21 protein-coding genes are annotated in these 20,760 nt (G+C 67.9%); 14 read left to right on the top strand and 7 right to left on the bottom strand.

Annotation, left to right across the window (positions count from 1 at the left end; genetic code table 11):
- Window positions 1-354 precede the first annotated feature (354 nt).
- From BST17_RS07060 to BST17_RS07035, 6 genes are read left to right on the top strand one after another with little or no spacing between them, the layout of a single operon-like run.
- The gene (locus BST17_RS07060) at window positions 355-759 is read left to right on the top strand and encodes a phage holin family protein (RefSeq protein ID WP_083056615.1); all 405 of its coding nucleotides are present in this window, start codon (window positions 355-357) and stop codon (window positions 757-759) included.
- Window positions 756-1,013, top strand: coding sequence for a DUF3618 domain-containing protein (locus BST17_RS07055; protein WP_083056510.1), 258 nt, complete (start codon window positions 756-758; stop codon window positions 1,011-1,013). The genes BST17_RS07060 and BST17_RS07055 overlap by 4 nt, the downstream gene beginning before the upstream one ends.
- A gap of 15 nt (window positions 1,014-1,028) precedes the next feature.
- Window positions 1,029-1,322, top strand: coding sequence for a DUF4235 domain-containing protein (locus BST17_RS07050; protein ID WP_083056508.1), 294 nt, complete (start codon window positions 1,029-1,031; stop codon window positions 1,320-1,322).
- Between the two features lie 4 nt (window positions 1,323-1,326).
- A complete protein-coding gene (locus BST17_RS07045; RefSeq protein ID WP_083056506.1) occupies window positions 1,327-2,661 on the top strand; it encodes a cytochrome P450 in 1,335 nt (444 codons plus the stop codon).
- Window positions 2,654-3,718: a M42 family metallopeptidase gene (locus BST17_RS07040; protein ID WP_083056504.1), complete on the top strand. Its 1,065-nt coding sequence runs from the start codon at window positions 2,654-2,656 to the stop codon at window positions 3,716-3,718. The genes BST17_RS07045 and BST17_RS07040 overlap by 8 nt, the downstream gene beginning before the upstream one ends.
- Window positions 3,719-3,748: 30 nt before the next feature.
- The gene (locus tag BST17_RS07035; protein WP_083056502.1) at window positions 3,749-4,768 is read left to right on the top strand and encodes an iron-containing redox enzyme family protein; all 1,020 of its coding nucleotides are present in this window, start codon (window positions 3,749-3,751) and stop codon (window positions 4,766-4,768) included.
- Between the two features lie 60 nt (window positions 4,769-4,828).
- On the opposite strand, the gene BST17_RS07030 is transcribed toward BST17_RS07035, so the two are convergent.
- Together BST17_RS07030 and BST17_RS07025 are read right to left on the bottom strand one after the other, a co-directional pair.
- On the bottom strand, window positions 4,829-5,071 hold the full coding sequence (locus BST17_RS07030) for a CDGSH iron-sulfur domain-containing protein (RefSeq protein WP_083056500.1): 243 nt from the start codon (window positions 5,069-5,071) through the stop codon (window positions 4,829-4,831).
- Window positions 5,068-5,766, bottom strand: coding sequence for a HemK2/MTQ2 family protein methyltransferase (locus BST17_RS07025; RefSeq protein WP_083056498.1), 699 nt, complete (start codon window positions 5,764-5,766; stop codon window positions 5,068-5,070). Before BST17_RS07025 ends, BST17_RS07030 begins: the two co-directional genes overlap by 4 nt.
- 192 nt (window positions 5,767-5,958) lie before the next feature.
- Between BST17_RS07025 and BST17_RS07020 the strand changes: the two genes are divergently transcribed.
- The 3 genes from BST17_RS07020 to BST17_RS07010 all read left to right on the top strand — a co-directional run bounded on the left by BST17_RS07020 (window position 5,959) and on the right by BST17_RS07010 (window position 11,097).
- A complete protein-coding gene (locus BST17_RS07020) occupies window positions 5,959-6,600 on the top strand; it encodes a GNAT family N-acetyltransferase (protein WP_165762227.1) in 642 nt (213 codons plus the stop codon).
- A gap of 518 nt (window positions 6,601-7,118) precedes the next feature.
- Complete coding sequence (locus BST17_RS07015; RefSeq protein ID WP_165762226.1) at window positions 7,119-8,891, top strand: cellulase family glycosylhydrolase; 1,773 nt, start codon at window positions 7,119-7,121, stop codon at window positions 8,889-8,891.
- A gap of 292 nt (window positions 8,892-9,183) precedes the next feature.
- Complete coding sequence (locus tag BST17_RS07010; RefSeq protein ID WP_083056494.1) at window positions 9,184-11,097, top strand: cellulase family glycosylhydrolase; 1,914 nt, start codon at window positions 9,184-9,186, stop codon at window positions 11,095-11,097.
- 6 nt (window positions 11,098-11,103) lie between these two features.
- Here BST17_RS07010 and BST17_RS07005 read toward each other — a convergent pair whose 3' ends face one another.
- Window positions 11,104-11,937: a glycoside hydrolase family 16 protein gene (locus tag BST17_RS07005; protein WP_083056492.1), complete on the bottom strand. Its 834-nt coding sequence runs from the start codon at window positions 11,935-11,937 to the stop codon at window positions 11,104-11,106.
- Between the two features lie 196 nt (window positions 11,938-12,133).
- Here BST17_RS07005 and BST17_RS07000 point away from each other — a divergent pair, with 196 nt between their 5' ends.
- Window positions 12,134-13,363: a hypothetical protein gene (locus BST17_RS07000; RefSeq protein WP_083056490.1), complete on the top strand. Its 1,230-nt coding sequence runs from the start codon at window positions 12,134-12,136 to the stop codon at window positions 13,361-13,363.
- Between the two features lie 74 nt (window positions 13,364-13,437).
- Here BST17_RS07000 and BST17_RS06995 read toward each other — a convergent pair whose 3' ends face one another.
- Window positions 13,438-14,124 (bottom strand): VldE C-terminal domain-containing protein, encoded by a 687-nt coding sequence (locus BST17_RS06995; RefSeq protein WP_083056488.1) that lies wholly within the window; start codon window positions 14,122-14,124, stop codon window positions 13,438-13,440.
- Between the two features lie 159 nt (window positions 14,125-14,283).
- Window positions 14,284-16,104 carry an Hsp70 family protein gene (locus BST17_RS06990; protein ID WP_083056486.1) on the bottom strand — a complete coding sequence of 607 codons (1,821 nt, stop codon included), beginning with the start codon at window positions 16,102-16,104 and terminating at the stop codon, window positions 14,284-14,286.
- A 92-nt stretch (window positions 16,105-16,196) separates the two neighbouring features.
- Here BST17_RS06990 and BST17_RS06985 point away from each other — a divergent pair, with 92 nt between their 5' ends.
- On the top strand, window positions 16,197-16,679 hold the full coding sequence (locus tag BST17_RS06985; protein ID WP_109750026.1) for a nuclear transport factor 2 family protein: 483 nt from the start codon (window positions 16,197-16,199) through the stop codon (window positions 16,677-16,679).
- 17 nt (window positions 16,680-16,696) lie between these two features.
- Here the strand turns inward: BST17_RS06985 and BST17_RS06980 are convergent, their stop codons facing one another.
- Window positions 16,697-17,359 (bottom strand): L,D-transpeptidase family protein, encoded by a 663-nt coding sequence (locus BST17_RS06980; protein ID WP_083056482.1) that lies wholly within the window; start codon window positions 17,357-17,359, stop codon window positions 16,697-16,699.
- 77 nt (window positions 17,360-17,436) lie between these two features.
- Between BST17_RS06980 and BST17_RS06975 the strand changes: the two genes are divergently transcribed.
- Window positions 17,437-18,888, top strand: coding sequence for a bifunctional phosphatase PAP2/diacylglycerol kinase family protein (locus BST17_RS06975; protein WP_083056480.1), 1,452 nt, complete (start codon window positions 17,437-17,439; stop codon window positions 18,886-18,888).
- Here BST17_RS06975 and BST17_RS06970 read toward each other — a convergent pair.
- On the bottom strand, window positions 18,833-19,486 hold the full coding sequence (locus BST17_RS06970) for a phosphatase PAP2 family protein (RefSeq protein ID WP_083056478.1): 654 nt from the start codon (window positions 19,484-19,486) through the stop codon (window positions 18,833-18,835). The two genes, BST17_RS06975 and BST17_RS06970, sit on opposite strands and share 56 nt — an antisense overlap.
- A gap of 56 nt (window positions 19,487-19,542) precedes the next feature.
- On the opposite strand from BST17_RS06970, the gene BST17_RS06965 reads away from it, so the two are divergent.
- Together BST17_RS06965 and BST17_RS06960 are read left to right on the top strand one after the other, a co-directional pair.
- A complete protein-coding gene (locus BST17_RS06965) occupies window positions 19,543-20,025 on the top strand; it encodes a hypothetical protein (protein WP_083056476.1) in 483 nt (160 codons plus the stop codon).
- 9 nt (window positions 20,026-20,034) lie between these two features.
- Window positions 20,035-20,751 (top strand): NUDIX hydrolase, encoded by a 717-nt coding sequence (locus tag BST17_RS06960; protein WP_083056474.1) that lies wholly within the window; start codon window positions 20,035-20,037, stop codon window positions 20,749-20,751.
- Window positions 20,752-20,760: the final 9 nt, after the last annotated feature.

Genomic DNA, 20,760 nt, shown 5'->3' with positions numbered 1-20,760 from the left:
GCACCGCCCGGTACCCCCGCGCGTGCGCATCGGCGAGGTCGCCGTGCGCACGGCAGCGATCGGGGCGGGTATCACCAAGCCGGACAATGTAATCCGAGCCGCCCGGCTGCGGCATGTCACGCACGCACCCGTGCGACGTGAGCGCAGTGGCGACTTTCAGCATGGAACTCCTCGCAGGCGGGGATGGTCGGCAGGGCAGGCCGATGGGCCGCCGTCCCGTCTTCTTGAGGAGGGCTCGCAGCGAATACCCAATAGGCGATTTCCGAAACCAAGATCGATGTTTAGTGCCCCACCGCCTCGGTAATGCCTGCCGTGCCGAAGCGTTTTCGAAGTCGTTCGACGATGGGAAAGATGATGACGAACGTCGATACCAAACCCGGCTCTCAGGCGTCGGTGCCGGAGCTGGTCACCCAGTTGTCCGCACAGCTGTCCCGGCTGGTGCGTGACGAGATGAAGTTGGCGCAGTTGGAGTTTCGCCGCGGCGCAACCAAGGCCGGCATCGGGGCCGGTCTCTTCAGCACGGCCGGTCTGCTGGCGGCGACCGGGTGGCTGGCACTGGTCACCGCCGCCATCGCGGCGTTGGCCCTGGTGCTGCCGGTGTGGGCGGCCGCGGTGATCGTCGCCGCGGTGCTCTTCATCGCCGCCGCCGTCGCCGCGGTGCTCGGCAAGAAGCAGCTGGCGCAGGCGCCCGAGGCCGCCGACGAGGTGGCCTCCAGCGTCAGCGCCGACGTCGATGCGGTGCGGGGGTCTCTGAAGTGAGCGCGCCGGACTCTCAGCCCGAACCCGGCCCGGAGGCCGGTATCGAGGCGATCGAGCAGGACATCGAGCAGACCCGACGTGAGGTCGGGGACACCGTGGCGGCGCTCGGTGCCAAGCTCGATGTCAAGGAGCGGGTGACCGATGCCGTCACCGAACCGGACGGTTCGGTGAAGACCGCGATCCCGATCGCCGCCACCATCTTCGCCACCACCATCGTGCTGTTGGGCGTCGTCATCTGGCGTCGCCGCCGTTGATCCGAGGAGACCGATATGTCGGACGTCAAACCGACCATGACCGCCCGCATCATGTACCGGCCGGTGGGGCTGGCCAGTTCACTCATCGGCGGGCTGGTCGCCGGTGCCATCTTCAAACAGGTGTGGAAGCACGCTTCGCCGGGAGATCACGACGACCCGCCGAAGGCGTTGGAGCGCAGCTATCCGCTGCGTGAGGTGATTCTGGCCGCAGCCCTGCAGGGCGCCATCTTCTCGGTCGTCAAGACGGTGATCGACCGGCAGGGCGCGCGGGTGTTCGAGCGCTGGACCGGCGAGTGGCCGGGGAGTTGATCCGGTGACCGTTGCACGGTTGAGCGGAGTTCCGGCGCTGGCTGCCCTGGCCGATCTCGGCGGCGCCTCCTTTGCCGCCGGGGTGCTGGCGCGCCGGCGCCGGGTGGTCGGCGCTTTGGAGAAGCTGCAGGCTGACAGCCGGGCGTTGACCCGGGTCCGATCCCTGCGGAAGCAATTCGGCAGCGGCCCGGTCGAATTGGTCCTGCCGGGACGGCGGGTGGTCGTCGTGCTCGACCCCGCCGATGTGGGCCACGTCCTGGCCGGGTCACCGGACCCCTTCCAACCTGCGAGCTGGGAGAAACGTCGTGCGCTGGAGAAGTTCCAGCCGCATGCGGTGCTGGTCTCCCGCGGCGCCGACCGGGGCCGGCGGCGCGCCCTCAACGAGGAGGCGCTGGACACCGCGGCACCGATGCACCATCTCGCCGGGACGTTCGCGCGGGTCATCGACGAGGAGTTGCGACCGTGTGTCGAGGCCGCCGGCGCGGCCGGGGCGTTGGACGCGGCCGAGCTCACCACGGTCTGGTGGCGGATCGTGCGTCGGGTGGTGCTCGGGGACGCCGCCCGCGAGGACCACGCGGTCACCGACGACCTGTGGCGGCTGCGCAAGGCGGGCAACTGGTCCTTCGCCGGGCGGTCCCACGTCCGTGTCCGCGAACGCTTCTTCGAGCGGTTGTACGACCATGCCGATCGCAGCGACGCGGACAGTCTGATCGGCGCACTGGCCCGGACTCCGGCCGTCGGCTCGGTCGATCCGATCGGCCAGGTGCCGCACTGGCTGTTTGCCTTCGATGCCGCCGGCATGGCGCTGATCCGGGCCGCCGCGCTGCTGAGCACCCATCCGCACGTGCTCGACCGCTGCGAGGTGGCCGACCCGGCCGAGGTCGCGCTGCGGCCCGTACTGCGCGCGTGCATGCTCGAATCGGTGCGGCTGTGGCCGACCACACCGGCGGTCCTGCGCGAACTCACCGCCGACACGCAACTGGGCAGTGCGGGTCGCATGTTCCGGCGCGGGGCGTCGGTGCTGATCACCGCACCGGTGTTCCACCGTGACCCGGATCTGCCGTTCGCGCACACCTTCGCTCCCGACATCTGGCTCAACGGGATCGCCCAGCAGTATCCACAACTCGTGCCGTTCAGCGCGGGCCCGGCCGAGTGCCCGGGCCGTAACCTGGTGCTGCTGACCACCAGTACGGCACTGGCCCAACTGTTCTCGGCGGCCCGGCTGGAGCTGCGATCGTCGCCCGATCTCGATCCGGGGCAGCCGTTGCCGCTGACACTCAACCAGTTCGGCATCCGCTTCGGCGTCACCCCGGTCCGGGCTGCCGTCACCCATGGCTGATCTGCTGCAGGAGTTGGTCGGGGCGTATGGTCCCGTCGGCCAGGAGGATGCCGTCAGGGAGATCTGTCTGCGCGAGGCCGCGGCCGTGGCCGACGAGGTCTGGGTCGACGGCGCGGGAAACGTGGTCGCCTTGCTCAAGTCCGAACGGCGTGATGCCCCGGTGGTCCGGGTGATGGCCCATATGGACGAGCTGTCGATGATCGTCAAACGGGTCGAACCGGACGGCACCCTGCGACTTTCCCCGCTGGGCACCATGTACCCGGGGAACTTCGGGCTGGGCCCGGTCGCCGTGCTGGGCAGGCAGAAGGAGCTGACCGCGGTGTTGACGCTCGGATCCGAACACACCACCAAGGAGAGCCAACGGATCTGGGAGACCAAGCCCGATCAGGGCGACAAGGCGCTCGACTGGCTACACGTGTACGCGTTCACCGGACGCAGCACCGACGAACTCGCCGACGCCGGGGTGACGGCCGGTACCCGGGTCTGCGTTCACCGCAGCAAGCGCGAGCTGGTGCGGTTCGGCGGTTACGTGGGCAGCTATTTCCTGGATGATCGCGCGGCAATCGTCGTGCTGCTGGAGACCGCGCGGCGGCTGCGGGCGCACGGCTCACTGCCGGTGGACGTCTACCTGGTGTTCACCACGGGCGAGGAAGTCGGCGCGAACGGGGGGATGTACGCGGCCCGGGCGTTGCCCGACGGTGTCACGATCGCGGTCGAGGTCGGTCCGACCGAACAGGAGTACGGCACCTCGGTGCACGGCGGCCCGATCATCGCCTACAGCGACGCCTTGACCGTCTACGACAAGCCGACTGCGGATCGCCTGATGGACGTCGCTGCGCGCTCGGGCCTGTCGCCCCAGCCGGCGGTGCTCGGGGCCTTCGAGTCCGATGCCTCCCACAGCAAAGCGTCCGGCGTGTGCCCGCGGGCGGCCCTGCTGTGCCTGCCCACCCTGAGCACTCACGGCTACGAGGTCATGGCCGCGGATGCCGTAGTCGACGCTGCCACCGTCCTGGAAGGCTTCCTGGCCAGCGAAGATGTGCGCCAACTGGACGATTGACAGTCGCGCCTGGGCGGGTATCCCCCCGACGTGACACTCGCTTCCCCCCGCATCGAACCCCTGCTGCCGTTGCCCCGTGGCCCGCTCTCACTGGCGGTCATCGAGTTGCTCAACGAACGGGCACCGGTCAATCACCTGTCCCGAGTCGAGGCGTCACTGGGCGATGCCGACCCCTACGGGTTGGACCTGCACCTGGCGTTGTACGTGTGCTACGAACTGCACTACCGCGGATTCGCCGGCGTCGACCCCGGTTGGGAATGGGATGCCGGTCTGCTGCACCTGCGCGGCCGCCTGGAAAGCCTGTTCCTGGCCGAGGTACAGCGCGAGGTCGGCCCCATCGGGCCCGATGAGACCGCACTGGCCGAGATGGACGCGCTCTCGGTCGAACCCGTTGACGGTGAAGGTCTTTCGTATCACCTGCGGGACAAGGGCACCTGGGAGCAGATGCGCGAGTACTTCGTGCACCGCTCGCTCTACCACCTCAAAGAGGGCGACCCGCACGCGTGGGCCATCCCCCGTCTGATCGGGCAGGCCAAGGCGGCCTTCGTCGCCGTCGAGTTCGACGAGTTCGGCGCCGGCAACGGAACGCGGCTGCACCAGCGGCTGTTCGCCGACCTGATGGATGCGGCCGACCTGGATTCGGACTATCTGGGCTACATCGACATCGTTCCCGCCGAGGCGCTGGCCGCGGTGAACCTGATGTCGTTGTTCGGACTGCACCGCCGCCACCGCGGCGCGGCGGTCGGCCACTTCGCATCCACCGAGATCACCTCGCCGCCGGGTTCGCGCCGCCTGGTGGAGGCGCTGCAACGGCTGGGCGCTCCGCAGGAGTGCGTGACGTTCTATGCCGAGCATGTCGAGGCCGACGCGGTGCACGAGCAGGTGGTGCGCACCGATGTGGTGGGCGATCTGCTGGCCCGCGAACCACACCTGGACCGCGACGTCGTCTTCGGGATCCGGGCGCATGCCTTCGTCGAGGACCGACTTGCCGATCACATGCTCCGGTCCTGGGATCGCAACGAAAGCTCACTGCGTCGTCCGCTGGAGTGACCGAGGATCAGACAGACGAAGCGGGCCGGATGCAAATCCGGCCCGCTTCGTCGTGTATCGCTAGCTGTTGTCGGTTGCGGCTTCCGGTGCGGTGACCTTCTTGGTCCCGGACGTGCGGCAACGGCGCCGATGGCTGGTATCACACAACGGATAGTTCTTGCTGCGCCCGCAGGCGCATATCGCCACCATGAACCGGTCCGACTCGATCGTGGAGCCATCCGGCCGTTCGACCGAAACCGGCCCCTGCACCAGGACCGGACCGCCGCGCACCACCCGAACGGTGCGAAACTCTGCGTCGCTCATGGCTTGTCGGCCCGAATCACCAGCAGTTCCTCCTCGCGCCGGCCCGGCTGCAGCCGTCCGGTGTCCTCGAGCCACTGCGCACGGGCGGTCAGTACCGGACCGAACGGGATCCATTCCCAGGCCACGACGTCGGCGTCCAGACCGGCAGCGGAGAGCGCCTCCAATGTCTTACGTGGCTCGGCGAACTCGGACTGCACGATCAGCGCGCTGCCCCCGTCGGCCAGCAGATCGGGGATCGCCGCACACAACGGGTCCAACACCATTCGGCCGTCCCACCCGGCATCCCAGGCGCGGGCCGGCCCGACCGAGGCCGGCAACGAGTCCAGCGCCGGATCATGCGGCACGTAGGGCGGATTACAGACCAGCAGATCGAACGGACCGAACTCGGCCGCCCGGGCCCACGATCCCAGATGCACCTCGACTGATGCGCCGGCGATTTCGGCATTGACGCGGGCACACCGCACCGCCCGCGGGCAGATGTCGAAGGCCGAGACGCTCGACGCGCCCTGCGCCGCGGCATTGATCGCCGCGACTCCGCTGCCTGTACACAGATCGGCCACCCTGCTTCCCAGGGCGAGCCCGCTCTTGTCCATGGTTTCGACCAACAGTCGGGAATCCTCCTGCGGCGCGTACACACCGTCAGGAACCATGGTCACAAGTCGGGAGTCGCTGTCATACGGGTAAGCGGTAGTCATCTTTGCCTCTCGCGGTTCAACGGGCCAGCACTGCCGGGCTTTCATGCCCCGCGCTGTCCCAGGTCAAACGCCGTTTTCTTCAGCGCCTCGCGGTGTGGATACCCGTTCGTAACGCGGATGAACGCCGCCAAGCGCCGTTCCCGGGCCGAAATGCGATTGCGGGCGCGGCCGCCGGTGCGGTGCCATGTGACGATGAACGCGATCTGGCCGCTGTTCGACCTACGGGTGTCGACACCGCGGCTGACGCTGCGCTACGTCACCGACGAACTCGGTTTTCAGCTTGCCGATCTCGCCGTCGCCGGCATCCACGATCCCGACACGATGCCGTTCTCGGAACCGTGGACGGATGCTCCGCCACCGCTGCTGCGGCGCAACGCGATGCAGTATTACTGGCGTTGCAGAGCCGAGACCGGTGCCCAGCGCTGGGATCTGGTGCTGGCCGCCACCGATCCCGACGACCGGGTGGTCGGGATGTGCACGCTGAGCGCGACGCAGTTCCCCGCGCGACGCACGGCGAGCACCGGATCGTGGCTGGGTCGCGAGTTCCAGGGATCGGGGCTGGGCAGCGAGATGCGCTGCGCGGCACTGCACCTGCTGTTCGCCGGCCTGGATGGCCGACAGGCGACCACGCGGGCCTGGCACGACAATGCCGCGTCACTCGGCGTTACCGGGTCGCTGCCCTACACCTATGCCGGTGCCGCGCTCGAACTCCGCCGCGGCCGACCGGACACCATGGTGGCGTTCACCATGAGCCGGGAGCAATGGGCCACCCGGCGGCGCGCCGACATCCGGCTCGCCGGCATTGCCGCAGTGCGCCGACAACTGGGCCTGTGAACGGCCCGTCCCGCCAACTGTCCCAGGCTGCCAATTTCGCGAAGGTGTTCGACCGCCTCCGTATCGGAGTTAACTGGCACTTTCGCGTAGCGTTGCGACCCTGGCAAATTGCGATCTTGAAATAGCGGTGCGCAAACAATTGTTCACCCACTCGAATTTGCAATCTTGATAATTTCGTTATTCGTAGCTACCTACGCAAATTGTCCTATTGAGTTCGCATTACCTGTTCCACGTCGACCATTCGCGAACATCTGATCGAATTGACATCAGGGACATATACTTGACACCTCTGAGCTGCACCTATTCTGTTTGCAAGCCTTGCTAACCATTCTTTGCGCAATCAATCCCGCGTTGCTGGATTAAATAAAAATGGCTCGGGTACTTCTCGAGTTGTCAGCGGGACGAACCGCATCACAACTACTAGTCCGGAATTCCGGAGGTTTGGGGAAGGCACTATGTGGGGGCCATGGCAGCGAACAGCAAAACCAATTTGCTCAGTAGCAGCGCCACTGTTTGCGATGACACTCGTGGGAGCGACGGTGCAGGTCGGTGCCCCGCCGACGCCGGCGGACGCGACGCGACAAGTGTCCGCGCAAGTCGCCCTGGCCGCAGTCATCGACACCTCCCCCAACGCGGTCGGGATCGCCGAGTCCGAGCTCTATTTCATGACCCCGGAGGAAGTCGACGTCGCCCTGGACACCATGCAGTCACTCGGCGTCACGCAGGTCCGGATCTTCGTACCCTGGCGGGCTGTCGAACCCGCACCCGGCGTGTACAACTGGACCGAGGTGGACAAGGTGGTCGATGCCGCCTACGAGCGCGGCATCGCCGTGCTCGGCGCGGTCACCAGCACCCCGACCTGGGCGTCGGACGTCCAAGACTCCGCATATGGCGCCCCGCGCAACCCGGAGGACTTCGGAAACTTCATGGGCGCGCTGGCCGAGCGGTACGGCGCCGGTGAGGGTGATCCGGAGACCGCGCGCATCTCGGCGTACGAAATCTGGAACGAGCCACAGAGTTTCGTGTTCTGGAACCCCCGCCCCGATCCCGCCGCCTACACCGAGTTGCTGAAGGCCGGCTACACCGCCGTCAAGGAGGTCGACCCCACCGGTACCGTCGTCGGCGGCGTGGTCACCGCCGGACTCAGCTGGGGTGGCGTGAACATCAACCCCGTGGAGTTCGTGCAGACGATGTACGAAAGCGGTGCGGCGGGCTACTTCGACGCGCTGTCCTATCACCCGTACAACTACGACTGGAAGTTCGGCGACGGGTTCGGCAACGAGATCTCCGCCGTCGGTCAGTTGCAGGCCATGCAGGCGCTCATGGAACAGTACGGTGACGGCGACAAAGAGGTGTGGACCAGCGAATACGGGCTGCCCACCTCCTACGTCTCCGAGGCCCAGCAGGCCGAGTTCATCGGCGACTTCCTGGACACCTGGTCCGAATTGGACGGTGTCGGACCGCAATTCATCTACTCGCTGGTCGACCGCAACTCCGCGTCAACCGAGGTCGAGGACACCTGGGGACTGTTCCGCGACGATTACACGCCCAAGCAGGCCGCCGCGGTGGTCCAGGCGTGGATTGCCGAGAACGGCCCGGTTCCCGACGGCGGAATCCCGGTCGACGAACTGCCGACCCTCGATGAGTTGCCGACCGTCGAAGTACCGACCGATCCGGTGACCGAGGAGCCGACGGCACCGGTGGATCCGGTGGCCGAGGCTGTGGCGAACTGGCAGGCCGCGTTGGCCGAAGCCGCGGCCAACTGGGCGGCGGCCTGGGGCCAGACGACCACTCCCACCGCCACGACGCAGCCGGTCTCGGCGACCACCGAGCCCACCACCGCGTTGCGGACCGCCACCGCGCCGACCGAGGAGGTCGCCCCGGTCGACGAGGCCGAACTGGCGCAGGTGGTGGCCGAAGCGACCGCCGCCACCGAGCAGGCTGCCGCCGATGAGACCACCGTGGAGGTCGATGTACCCTCCAGCGCAACAGATCCCGCGCTGGAAAGCACCGATTCTTCCCGCGCGGCGGTCATCGAGGCCACCCAGGCCGAGCCGGAGGACGCCACCGCCGCGATCGAGTCGGATGCCGCGGACACGGCGGTGACCGACGACACCGCGGATGCCGCCGCCACGGAGAGCTCGCAAGGGTCGGCGGACAGCAGCACCGACGCTGGTTCGGCTGACGCCACGTCGGAATCGAGTTCGGAGAGCTCGACGGATTCGTCGACCACCGGCACCAGCGGTTCGGGCAGCACCTCCAGTGACTCGGGGAGCAGCTCGACCGAGTGATCACAGCGAAACCGGCCGGGTCAGGGTTCACACCCGCTCCGGCCGGTTTCGTTTTTCGGCTAACTCCTTGATTCGGAAATCAAGATCAAGACGTTGTAGATCCGTTGATCTCACCCCCTCCGGCAAATCGTATTCCGCAAACTTCCGTCGGCCACCGCGCGTTCCGTTGATCTGATCCCGAGAAACTCGCTCCGATGCATGTCAAAGCTGTTTTGGTCAGGTATCTGAAGGGCTAGTGTCTGAGCTGGCTGAGCCGCCGCCAGCCAACTTTTCGGCTTATCGGGGAGTCGTCATGGACAGGGCAGGTCTGCGGACCCTTCAACAGCGCACCACGGTCACCGTCGCCTCGGCGGCGGCATTGGCCACCATCTGCGCCGGCGCCGACCTGCGCCCCGCGATCACGCTGCACGCCGCGTCACAACCGGTGGATCTGGTTGCCACCATTGACGAGACACCCACCACGATCGGGCTGGCCGACTCCAACCTGGTGCGGCTGAGCGACCGGGCGCTGATAGACAAGCAACTCGACATGATGCAGGCCCTCGGCGTGCAGAACGTCCGCATCGGCATCTCCTGGATCAGCACCCAGTTCACCGAGAACGGCAATTACTTCTGGGGCACCACGGACTACGTCATCAACGAAGCGCATCGCCGCGGCATGGGCGTGCTCGGGGTTCTTCACGAGACCCCGAACTGGGCCAAGGCCGATCCCGACGCCCTGCCGCTGTCCGGCATGCCGCGGGCAGATGCGTTCGCCAAATTCGCGGGGGCGGTGGCCGAGAAATACGAGGGCAAGATCTCGGCGCTGGAGGTGTGGAACGAGCCCAATGGTCGCTTCTTCCTGAACCCGGTCGATCCGGCGGGTTACACCGAACTGGTGAAGGCTGCCTACACCGCCATCAAGGCTCATGATGATCCGCTGGATCCCGATGACGACATCACCGTTGTTGCAGGTGTTTTGGGATCCGGGCGTACGCTGGGCAACGGCTTCACCATGAATCCCGTCGATTTCCTACAGGGGATGTACGACGCCGGCGCGCACGGATTCTTCGATGCGTTCTCGTTCCACCCGTATCACTACGACATCCCCTTCTCCGAGGGTGCGACGCAATCGGATTCACCCATCCTGCAACTGCGCGACATCCGCGCCCTGATGGAGCAATACGGCGACGGTGCGTTGAAGGTATGGGCCAGCGAATACGGCTTGCCGACAACGCCGCGCAACCCGTCCGCGCCATGGCTCTACAACTCGCCCGACAAACAGGCGCAGTTCTTGGAGGACTTCCTGAAGAGCTGGCAGCGCGAGGCCGGCACCGGGCCGATCTTCATTTACTCGACCCGGGATCTGAACAGCGGAAGTCCCAGCGATCAGGACAATTTCGGCATCTGGTACACCGACTGGGCCGAGAAGCCGGCCGTCAAGGTCATCCGCGATTTCCTCGACAGCCTCGATCCCAGCTATCCCATCCTCGAGGCGATCAGGAACGCGGTGAACTGGATCGTCGACACCACCGGACGGATCATCACCGGCATCGTCGACATCGGACTGACGGTGGCCGAGGCGTTCATCGACGCCACCGTGTGGGTGGTGAAGACCATCGCCCAGGTCACCGTCAATGTGATCGACGGGATCGTCGACCTGACCTCCAGGGTCGTGCACGGTATCGCCGAGGCCATCGGCAACACCGTCACCTGGGTGGTCGACAAGGTGAAGAGTTGCCTCGGCATCGACGACCCGGAACCGCCCGCCTCCGAGACCGGCCCGACCTCGACAGCGTTCCTGCGCAACGAAACTCAGCTGCTGTCCGTCGACGTCTCGGACCAGACGGTCGAGCCCGATACCCAACACAGCGACACCGATGGTGCGACCGAATCCGTCGACCCCGAGGCGCCCACGCCCGGCGTCGGCGAAGCCGAGGTGGTGCCGCCGGAGACCGTCGAACCCGAGAACGTCACGGACGAACTGACCGAGATCGAACCCGACGCCGCCGAAGCGGAATCCATCGAAGACGAGACCGTCGAGGACGAGAGTCGACCCGAAACCGACGAGAACGCAATCGACGAGGAGGTGGCCGATGGGGACGAAGCGGTCACCGAGCCCGACACCGACACTGCAGAGGCAGCGGCTGCGGACTCCACCACCCCGGCAGCGCGGAGCGCACGGACCGCGGAGACGACGGGTCCGCGGTCCGCCGGACCGAACTGATCGACCCTAGAAGACCCGGATCCAGTCGACCAGCATCTCCGCCGGGTAGCTGCCGCCGGCGGGCTCGCGACCGCCGGATCCGCCGATCGCGATGTTGAACACCGGTGCCATCGTGAAGCCGGGGTCGTTGAACGGCCACTCCGGCAGGGAGTTCGCGCGCACCGTCCAGAACGGTTCCATCCCGGGCTGGTAGTCGCGCCAGAAGTACATGCCTTCGGGCTTCCAGGTCATCCGCCAGGTGTGCCAGTCCGAGTCGACCGGATGCTTGAACGTCTGGAACTGGGTGCCGTCGAGGCGGGCGTGCACGGTGGTGCCCGACGGCCAGTCCTGATTGCCGTACCACTCGAACAGATCGACCTCACCGCCGCGCACCGGGTTGTCGTTGATCAACCAGAACGCGGGCCACGCACCGTTGGTGAGACAGTTCAGCTTGACCCGGGCCTCCCACGTCGTCCCCACCCCGCCACGCCAGTTGCCGATGATCTTGGCACTGGCGAACTTCTCCTGGATGTTGGCGCCGGGACCTTCGGTCGCGCGGATCACCAGGTTGCCGTTGCCATCCTGGAAGACGTGTTCCTGATCGGTGACATAACGGCCCATGTTGAACGGCTTGTCCCATTCGACCGGGTTCCGGATGGTCTCGCGCTGCGGGACGATGAACCACGACGCCGGGTCCGGAGGCGAACCCGCCGGACCATTGAACTCGTCCTGCCACAGGATCGGCGGTGACGCCGCCTCGGGCACCGGGGCACCCGGTCCAGGGGCCAGATCACCGGGCACCGGCTCGGCATGGGCGGTCGGGCCGGGCAGTGCGGCGGCGGCCGCACCGAGTCCGAGCATCAGAATCGCACTACGTCGATCAAATTCAGGCACAGGCGAACCATATCCAGCCGCGACGGGTTTCGTGCAGAACCCGGCCAACCCCCGCGTCGCTGAGGGCGCTCTCAGCGACCAGAAGGGAGCCCCCACCAGGGACGGATCCTGGACTACCGTGTGCCGCGTCCCGTACCCGCCCAGCTCAGGAGTCGGCAACAGCATGGCCAACAAGGTGTTTCGGCAGACCCTCTCCACCGGCGTGGCCCTCGCCGGTGCCGGTGCCATCGCGTTGACTCCGATCACGGTTTCACCCGAGGCCACCGCCGTCCTCGAAGCACCGCGAGTGCTCAGCGCCGAGGTGGTGCCGGCCGGCCTTGTTCAGGATCTGCAGCTCGTGGCCGCCGGCGCCCAGGCCGCACTGGGTCAGAGCTATGACGCGCTGACCCGCAAGATCCCCGAGCTGTGGTGGACGGTGCACGAGCAGTGGCCTGATGCAGATCTGCTGCACTGGAACTACGCGCTGGTCAGCGACATCTTCCTGGCCCCCATCACGCCCCTGGTCATCGGACCGCTCAACGATGCGGTCGCCGAGGCCGTCGCCCGCAACTTCCCTGTACTCGGTGAGCAGATCCGTCAGATTCCCGAGCTCGTCGAATACGCCTTCGTCCGACTCGTCGGTCCCTTGCTGAGCGCGATCGGTGGCGCCGGTGTCGCGCACTCCGAGATCTTCTACTCGATGACCACGCTGCGCATCGAGCCGTTCATCGAGGCCATCGTGCGGGCGCCCTTCCACGTCATCGACGGTCTGCTGTTCGGCGGCTACGGGGACCTCGGGCCGATCCTGCCGGGTCGCGAGGGTGAGTACATCCCGGCGCCCGGTCTGCTCACGCCCTGGGGTCAGCCACCTGCGGTGCGCGATATCAAGACCCCGAACGACATCGCGGACAGCACCGTCCCGGACGCCAGTGCGACGGTGGTCAGCCTGGTCACCGACACCGGCGAGCAGGCCCAGGATCTTCACGCCGCCCCCGCCGCCGTCCCGGCCCCCGAGGTCGTCGACGAACCCGAGGTCGTCGAGGCTGACGTCGCCGACGACGAGGTCGTCGAGGCTGATGTCGCCGACGACGAGGTCGTCGAGGACGAGATCGCCGAGGAGAAGGCGGTCGAGACCGAGGTTGTCGAAGAAAAGACCACCGAGTCCGAGACTGCCGAGGAGAAGGCGGCCGAGATGACGTCCACCGAGAGTGCGGCGGACCCCGAGGCCGTGACCAAGCCTGCCAAGAAGGATCCTGCTGCCGGAATCCGGCAGGGTTTCAAGGACTTCCGCGACAACGTGGGCCGGACGGTGCAGAAGCTCACCGGCGGTGGTGCACCGGCGCGGTCCGACGCGCGGGACTCCGGTGCGGACAGCCGGAGCAGCCAGTCCGGCCAGAAGCAGTCCGGGGAGTAGCTGCGCGCCCCGAGGGTGCACACAGATCGAAGAAACCGCCGACAGCTCGGTCTGAGTGCACCGTCGGCGCGCAGCTAGCGGTAGTAGACCTCGTCACCGGTCGGGTAACCGCCACCGGTGGTGGTGACGTGCACGTGGTCGTAGTGGCCGTAGCCACCGGACCCGGATGCCCCGGTGGGTGTGTAGTAGGTGCCGCGCCAGATGGCGTCCTGCATGCCGAAGCGGGCGGCGTTCTTCATCACGTAGGCGACGATCTGGTTGCCCAGCGCGATGCCCTGGGCGCTCCCCGGGTTGGGGATCATCACGTCGAGGGCCAGACCGTTGGGGTGCCAGCGCAGCGCATCCGGTCGGACACCGCCGATGCTGCGGATCTCCGGGAAGACCGCGCTGATGGCGCGCGCGGCGAGGATGGTCTTGACCTGCAGGCCGTGCTCCGGGGCCACCCCGGGCGGCAGCAGCAGCGGCCGATTGTCGGGCCGCCAGCGCGAGGCGGACACCAGCTGTGCCGTGGGCAGCGCCTGAGCGGCCGATGCGACCGGCACCACGGCCGCGGGATTGAACGCGAACGCCGACGGAGCAGCGACGACCTCGACGCCGGGCGCGATCGGATCGGCGGCCGGCGCGGCCACCGGCACCGGGCGCTCGGGCGTCGGCGGGCGGACCTCGGAGCCCACGGAGAACAGGATGGCGGCCGGCGCCACGATCGCGGCAAGGGCCACCGTCGGCCGACGTGGGCCGCTCGGCGTTGCATGTCGCGCCATTCACCGCACCTTACGAAACTGGTTCAGCAACCACCGAGACCGTGGCGTTTGCTTCCCGTTACATATTCGTGACTTTGACTCCGGGACTATAACCCGGCGTGTCGCGGCGGCTCAACTCTTCGCGAAATTCATCCCCGCTGGTAGGGCGCTTTCCAGTGGTCAGGGGCTGCCCGGGACGGCCTGATTGGGCACCTGGATCGGTATCGGCGGCAGCAAAGGGATCTCGAGATAGGTGGTGGTCATCGCGGGTTGCGTGGTGGTCACCGCCGGCGTCGTCGTGACCGGCGGGACCGTGGTGGTCGTCGTCGGGGGCGTCGTGGTCGTGACCGTCGTGGTGGTGGTCGACGGGGTCGTGGTCGTGGTGGTGGTCGTGGTCGTCGTGGTGGTCGTCGTGGTGGTCGTCGTCGTGGTCGGCTGCGTCGTCGTGGTGGTGGACGTCGTGGGAACCACCGGCGCGACCGGTTCGGGGCGCGGGGCGACGGGTTCGGGCGGCGGCGGGGGCGCCTGGGTGACGGTGACGACGCCGGGCGGCGGTTCGGCAGGCGCCGGCGGCTCGGCCGGAGCCGGAGTCAGCACCCCGGTCACCGGCGCGGTCGACGGTGTGGGTGCCGGACTTTCCGAGGTTCCGGTCAACGCGATCGCGACCCCGCCGAGGGCGACCAGCGAGATGAGGCCGACCGCGGCGAACACCGCCATCGGCACCCGCGGCAAGCCACGCTGCTCGTCGTCGTACGCTGACGGAACCTGTTGTGAGACAACGCGGGTGGTGTCATCGGCCAGGTACGGGTTGGGGCTCGGGTACTCCTCGGGGCCCGTATAAGGCACCGGTTCGGCGCCGCCGTCGTCATCCTGCGACCAGGCCAGCGCCCGGAACGTCGACGATCCGGACGGGTCGTGGCTGATCGCCGAGGCCGGGGCCAGGCTGGTCGGGGCGTCCCCGCCGACCGCCGGCGCCATTCCGGTCTGCGTGCCGGTGTCGGTGCCGTAGGCCGCGCGCAACGCCGCGCCGAGCGCCGCGTCCAGCGCGGGCTGCGGGGTGTTCACCACCGGGGTGCGAGTGTGTTCGGAGAGCTTCTGGGTGACCATCGGGATGCTCGCGCCACCGCCGACGGTCGCGATCACCGACACATCGGCCCAACCGATGCGGTTGCGCTGTAGCAGGTTGTCCAGCTCGGTGAGGACCAGGGCGAACGGTTCGGCCAGCAGGGCCTCCAGCTCGGCGCGGGTCACCCGCACCACCGAGCGCGTCCCGGGTAGATCGACGGCCACCTCGGTCGCCGTCGTCGCCGACAACCGCTCCTTGGCCTGGCGGCATTGCTCGCGCAGCACCCCGAGCCGGCCGACCGCGGCGGTCGCGGCCGGGTCGGCGTCGTTCACCCCGGCGAGCACATGCCCCAGCAGCGCCTGATCGATGAGGTCGCCGGAGAAATCGGCCACCCGCACCGTTTCGTCCAGCGGTTCGAAGCCGGCATCCGCATCGGCCAGCGTGATGCTGGTCCCGCCGCCACCGAGGTCGAGCAGCAGTACCGCCCGGCTCGCGTTCAGCCCCGGATTGGTGTTCAGCGCGGTCAGCGAGGTGACGGCGTCGGAGACCAGCCGGGGCGCCGTTCCGCCCGGGGAGAGCACCGGGTTCGCCCGCAACGCGGCCCGCAGCGTGCGCATGGTGGCCGCGGTCCAGTGCGCGGGCACCGCGATCACCGTCTGCGTCGACCCGGCCGGACCCACCAATGCCTCCAGCGCCTCGACCAGCAGGTCGTCGGCCAGATAGGACGATCCGTCGGCGGCCACCAGGGGCACCGGATCGCCTACGCGCTCAACGAATCCGGTGAGCACCTGACCGGAGCGCCCGGACGGGACGCCGACCTCCGGCGCGCCGTCGGTGGGCAAGGTCAGCACCGCGCGCCGTGTCACAGGTTGATCGCCGACCCGGGCCGCGACCAGATTGGTCGTGCCGATCGACAACCCCAACGGGTCGCTCATCGGGCCCACCCTAATCGCCACGACGGCCATCGGCCGAACGGACACCACGGGGATGACCGGACTTCGGGACACCGGCGCGCGGCTGTGTTGTGATGCTTGGCATGGCAGACACCGCGAGCGATATCGCAGAAATCAAGCAGGTCAAGTACCGATACCTGCGCGCCCTGGACACCAAGCACTGGGATGACTTCGCCCAGACGCTGGCCGAGGACGTCAAGGGTGACTACGGACCGTCGCTGGGCAACGAACTGCATTTCACCGACCGCGATGCGCTGGTGGACTTCATGCGGACCTCGCTGGGTCCGTCGATCATCACCGAACACCGCGTCGACCACCCCGAGATCACCATCGACGGGCCCGATGAGGCCTCGGCCACCTGGTACCTACAGGATCGGGTCATCGCGCCGGACTTCAACTTCATGCTCATCGGCGCCGCCTTCTATCACGACAGCTACCGGCGCACAACGGACGGCTGGAAGATCAGCGCGACCTCCTACGACCGCACCTACGATGCGACGATGTCGCTGGAGGGCTTGAACTTCAATCTCAAACCCGGTCGCGCACTGAACATCTGATCACGCCGATGGCGGGGTCACTTCGACACCGCGATCACCGCGCCCGGCCGTAACCACCGGATGATCTTCACCAGCATCGCGTCATCGATCGCGATGCAGCCCGCGGTCGGGCCGCCGTCGGTGCTGTGCAGGAAGAAGGCGCTGCCCGCTCCGGGCACCCGCGCCTTGTTGACCCCCATCACCACCGCATGTGCGTACTGCGGGATCTGCAGATTCTCGGTCCCGGTGCCGCCGATCCCGAACGGGCACTCCTCGCGCTTGCAGACCTGCATGGTGTTGTAGGTGGGGCTGTCCACGTCACCGTCCCACCAGTGGTCGGGACCGACCTGCACGTGCGGTAAGCCGCCGCCGGGATTGGGCTCGGTACCGAATGCATAGTCGAGAGTGAAGATGCCCATCGGCGTCTTCATCGAGCCCTCGTGGATGTCCTGGGCCATCCCGGCCGAACCGATCTGCGCCGGGATGCCGACGCCGACCGGCTGCCAGCCCGCCGTCGTACGTTCCCAGACATCCATCTTCGCCGTCGAAGACCCTACGCCGACAACCGAAATGACCTGGGTTGCGGCGCCGACCGAATTCACGAACCAGGGCGTCTCGGCCGCGTGCGCCGGTCCCGGCACCGCAGCGGCGGTGCCCAGCGCCAGCCAGAGCGCACCCAGCAGGACCAGCAGTCGGCGCATCGCTCCATCGTCGGCAGCGCCCGGACTGTGGGTCAAGTCAAGTTTCGGACACGATCGGGTTGGCTAGGTTGGAGGTCATGGGACTGGGAACGCTGGACCGCCGCATATTCGACGCCGTCGCCGAGTCCGACAGTCCCCTGCTGGACACCGTGATGCCGCGGCTGACGTCGGCCGCCGATCATTCCAAACTGTGGTTCGCCATCGCCGCCGCGCTGACCGCGACCGGCTCGCCGTCCATGCGGCGCGGCGCGGCGCGCGGGGTGCTGACGCTGGCCGTCACCAGCCTGCTGACCAATCAGGGCGCCAAGCGGATCTGGAAGCGGCCCCGGCCGAACCACACCGGGGTGCCGTTGATCCGCCGCTCGCGGCGGATGCCGACGTCGAACTCGTTGCCGTCGGGGCATTCGGCCAGCGCGGCGGCCTTCGCCGTCGGGGTCGGACTGGAGAATCGCTCGTTGGGTGTGGGTCTGGGTGTGCTGGCCGGACTGGTCGGGCTGTCCCGGGTCGCCACCGGTGCGCACTACCCCGGCGATGTGCTGGCCGGCTGCGGGATCGGGACGGCGATCGCCCTGGTCGGCACCGCCGTGGTGCCCACGGTGGTGGAGCCGCCGATCACCTCCGGCGAACCGCACCGCTATCAGACCGAACCGCGCCCGGAGGGTGCGGGAGTCATCCTGGTGGTGAATCCGAACTCCGGTAGCGGCACCGGCGCCCGCATCCTCGACGAGGTCCGTCAGGCGCTGCCCAAGGCCGAGATCGTCGAGGTCGGTGACGACGAGGACATCGCCGAGAAGCTGCGGGAGGCGGCACAGCGCGCCGAGGTGCTCGCCGTCGGCGGCGGTGATGGCACCGTGTCGTGTGCCGCCGGTATCGCGTTGCAGGCCGGCGTCCCGCTCGCGGTGTTCCCCGGCGGCACCTTCAACCATTTCGCCAAGGACATCGGATGTGACACCGTCGCCGCGACGGTGCACGCGCTGCGCAACGGGTCGGCCGCCTACGTCGACACCATCGCCTTCAACGACGCCGACACGGTGGTCAACACCGCCAGCATCGGCGCGTACCCGAAGTTCGTCCGGATCCGCGAGAAGCTGGAAAAGCGGATGGGTAAGCCGCTGGCCGGTGTGTACGCGCTGTACCGCACGCTGCGCTCGGACGCTACCGTGCGCATCCGCTACGACGACAAGACCGTGCAGACCTCACTGTTCTTCCTCGGCAATTCGCTGTACTCACCGTCGGGGTTCGCCCCCGCGCGCCGGGTGCGGATGGACGACGGGCTGATCGATGTCCGCATCCTGGAGACCGGCGGCAGGTTCGCCACCCCGCGCATCCTGGCGGCGCTGGCAACCGGCCGGCTGGTGCACAGCCCGCTCTACCACGAACTGCGGGTGCCGGAGTTCAGCTTCACCGCGGTCGACGGGCCCACCCGGATCGCCCACGACGGGGAGGTGGAGATCATCTGCCAGGAGGCGACGTTCAAGAACCGCTATCGCTCGCTGCCAGTGTTTCGTCCGCTACCCCGGCGCGCCTGAGTACCGGCAGGCAGGCCATCACCCACAGGTAACCGAGCGCCCAGCCGGCCAGCACGTCGGAGGGGTGGTGCACATTGAGCACCACCCGGCCGATGCCCACCGCGAGCACGCACAGCACCGCGATCACCACAGCCGTTGTGCGCCAACGCCCCAGCCGATCCCACCCGGCGATGAGCAGGGCGGTCGCCGCGACGGCGGCCCCCAACGCGTGGCCGGACGGAAACGACGACGACATCTCGTCCACCAGGGCGGTGGCCGGGCGGGGCCGGTCCACCAACACCTTGGCCAGCAGCACCACCAGCGCCGACGCTTCGATGGTGAGGGTCAGAAACAGCGCGACGTGGTACTGACCACGCAGCAGCGCGTAGCCGATCCAGATCAGTGCGAGCACCCGGAACACCGCCGGGTGCAGGACATTGCACAGCAGGTTCCAGCCGTCCACCCAACCCGGGTGCGCGGCTCCGATGTCATACAGCGGGTCGAGCACCGCCCAGTCCGCTGCCGACATCCACGACCAGTTCAGCAGCACCCCGGCCAGCGCGATCAGGAACACCGCGGCGGCCGTTGCGGATGCGGCCAGGTGCAACGGTCGGTGCATCTCACCGAGCCTAGCGACGATGACCGGGGCTTCGCCGGAGGCGTAGGGTGCGCCTCATGGCTGTGTTCCTGCGCAAGTTGCTGCGGATCGGCAAACTGCCCGACGAACTGCGCGCCGAGGTGGAGGCCGAGGGCATCATCCATCTGGCCGAATACGTGGCGGTCACCCGGCGGTTCTCCGGTCAAGTGCCCGGCAAACGCGCCGCGGGCAGTGTCGCCAGTTTCACCGGTTCGCTGGTGATCACCCATCGACGGGTGCTGGCCACCATGTCCACCGTGCCCAAGCTGGCCGGACGCACCATCGACCAGCGCTGGGATGCACCGCAATCCGGCACCGTGACCGCGGACATCTCGTCGGCGGGCCTGGTGCTCGACGTCGATATCGCCAAGGTGGACCCGCGCTGCTCGGGAACCCTGTCGCTGCACTACAAGGAGCCGCTTTCGGACGACCTGCTGGCACGCCTACCCCGGCGGTCGCTGGCCTATGACGTACCCCCCGAGTTCGTCTTCCGGGCGGTCGGGGTGCCCTATCACCCGTAGGGTCGGCCCATGACCGTCCCGTACGACGCGACCCTGCGTGACCGGATCCGCGACAATCTGGCCGCCCATCATCGCCGCACCGTCACCGATCCGTCCAAGCGGCACGCCGCCGTCGCCGTCACCCTGGTCGACTCCCATGTGGGTGAGGACCGCGTCGACCCGGCGCCCGTCGAGGCCTGGATCGCCGGCCGGCCGATGCCGGAGGACCTCGACGGCCGGATGGTGGATGTGTCGGGCGGGGCGTCGTTCCTGCTGTGCCGCAGGGCATCGCGACTGAACTCGCACGCCGCGCAGTGGGCGCTGCCGGGCGGCCGGCTCGATCCGGGCGAAACGGTCATCGACGCGGCGCTGCGCGAACTGCACGAGGAGGTCGGTGTCGAACTCGGCGGCGACGCGGTGCTCGGACTGCTCGACGACTATCCGACCCGGTCCGGCTATGTCATCACCCCGGTGGTGTTGTGGGGTGGCGGTCGACTCGAGCTCGATCCCTCCCCCGATGAGGTGGTGGCGGTCTACCGGGTCGGCCTGCACCAGCTGCAACGTCCGGATTCACCGCGGTTCATCACCATCCCGGAGAGCCCCCGGCCCGTGGTACAGATCCCGTTGGGCGGTGACCTGATCCACGCCCCGACCGGTGCGGTGCTGCTGCAGTTGCGCTGGCTCGGCCTGGAGGGCCGCGCCGACGCGGTCGACGAACTCGAACAGCCGGTGTTCGCCTGGAAATAGCGGCGGCAC

This window comes from Mycolicibacterium bacteremicum, from assembly GCF_002086115.1.
Taxonomy (GTDB): Bacteria; Actinomycetota; Actinomycetes; order Mycobacteriales; family Mycobacteriaceae; genus Mycobacterium; species Mycobacterium bacteremicum.
This window is presented reverse-complemented; position numbering and strand designations above follow the sequence as displayed.

Bases quoted from the DNA above. Each gene is read 5' to 3' on its own strand.
- BST17_RS07060 (WP_083056615.1), top strand. From the start codon at position 355: ATGACGAACGTCGATACCAAACCCGGCTCTCAGGCGTCGGTGCCGGAG.
- BST17_RS07050 (WP_083056508.1), top strand. From the start codon at position 1,029: ATGTCGGACGTCAAACCGACCATGACCGCCCGCATCATGTACCGGCCG.
- BST17_RS07040 (WP_083056504.1), top strand. From the start codon at position 2,654: ATGGCTGATCTGCTGCAGGAGTTGGTCGGGGCGTATGGTCCCGTCGGC.
- BST17_RS07030 (WP_083056500.1), bottom strand. From the start codon at position 5,071: ATGAGCGACGCAGAGTTTCGCACCGTTCGGGTGGTGCGCGGCGGTCCG.
- BST17_RS07025 (WP_083056498.1), bottom strand. From the start codon at position 5,766: ATGACTACCGCTTACCCGTATGACAGCGACTCCCGACTTGTGACCATG.
- BST17_RS07020 (WP_165762227.1), top strand. From the start codon at position 5,959: ATGAACGCGATCTGGCCGCTGTTCGACCTACGGGTGTCGACACCGCGG.
- BST17_RS07015 (WP_165762226.1), top strand. From the start codon at position 7,119: ATGACACTCGTGGGAGCGACGGTGCAGGTCGGTGCCCCGCCGACGCCG.
- BST17_RS07010 (WP_083056494.1), top strand. From the start codon at position 9,184: ATGGACAGGGCAGGTCTGCGGACCCTTCAACAGCGCACCACGGTCACC.
- BST17_RS07005 (WP_083056492.1), bottom strand. From the start codon at position 11,937: ATGCTCGGACTCGGTGCGGCCGCCGCCGCACTGCCCGGCCCGACCGCC.
- BST17_RS07000 (WP_083056490.1), top strand. From the start codon at position 12,134: ATGGCCAACAAGGTGTTTCGGCAGACCCTCTCCACCGGCGTGGCCCTC.
- BST17_RS06995 (WP_083056488.1), bottom strand. From the start codon at position 14,124: ATGGCGCGACATGCAACGCCGAGCGGCCCACGTCGGCCGACGGTGGCC.
- BST17_RS06990 (WP_083056486.1), bottom strand. From the start codon at position 16,104: ATGAGCGACCCGTTGGGGTTGTCGATCGGCACGACCAATCTGGTCGCG.
- BST17_RS06985 (WP_109750026.1), top strand. From the start codon at position 16,197: ATGCTTGGCATGGCAGACACCGCGAGCGATATCGCAGAAATCAAGCAG.
- BST17_RS06980 (WP_083056482.1), bottom strand. From the start codon at position 17,359: ATGCGCCGACTGCTGGTCCTGCTGGGTGCGCTCTGGCTGGCGCTGGGC.
- BST17_RS06975 (WP_083056480.1), top strand. From the start codon at position 17,437: ATGGGACTGGGAACGCTGGACCGCCGCATATTCGACGCCGTCGCCGAG.
- BST17_RS06970 (WP_083056478.1), bottom strand. From the start codon at position 19,486: ATGCACCGACCGTTGCACCTGGCCGCATCCGCAACGGCCGCCGCGGTG.
- BST17_RS06965 (WP_083056476.1), top strand. From the start codon at position 19,543: ATGGCTGTGTTCCTGCGCAAGTTGCTGCGGATCGGCAAACTGCCCGAC.
- BST17_RS06960 (WP_083056474.1), top strand. From the start codon at position 20,035: ATGACCGTCCCGTACGACGCGACCCTGCGTGACCGGATCCGCGACAAT.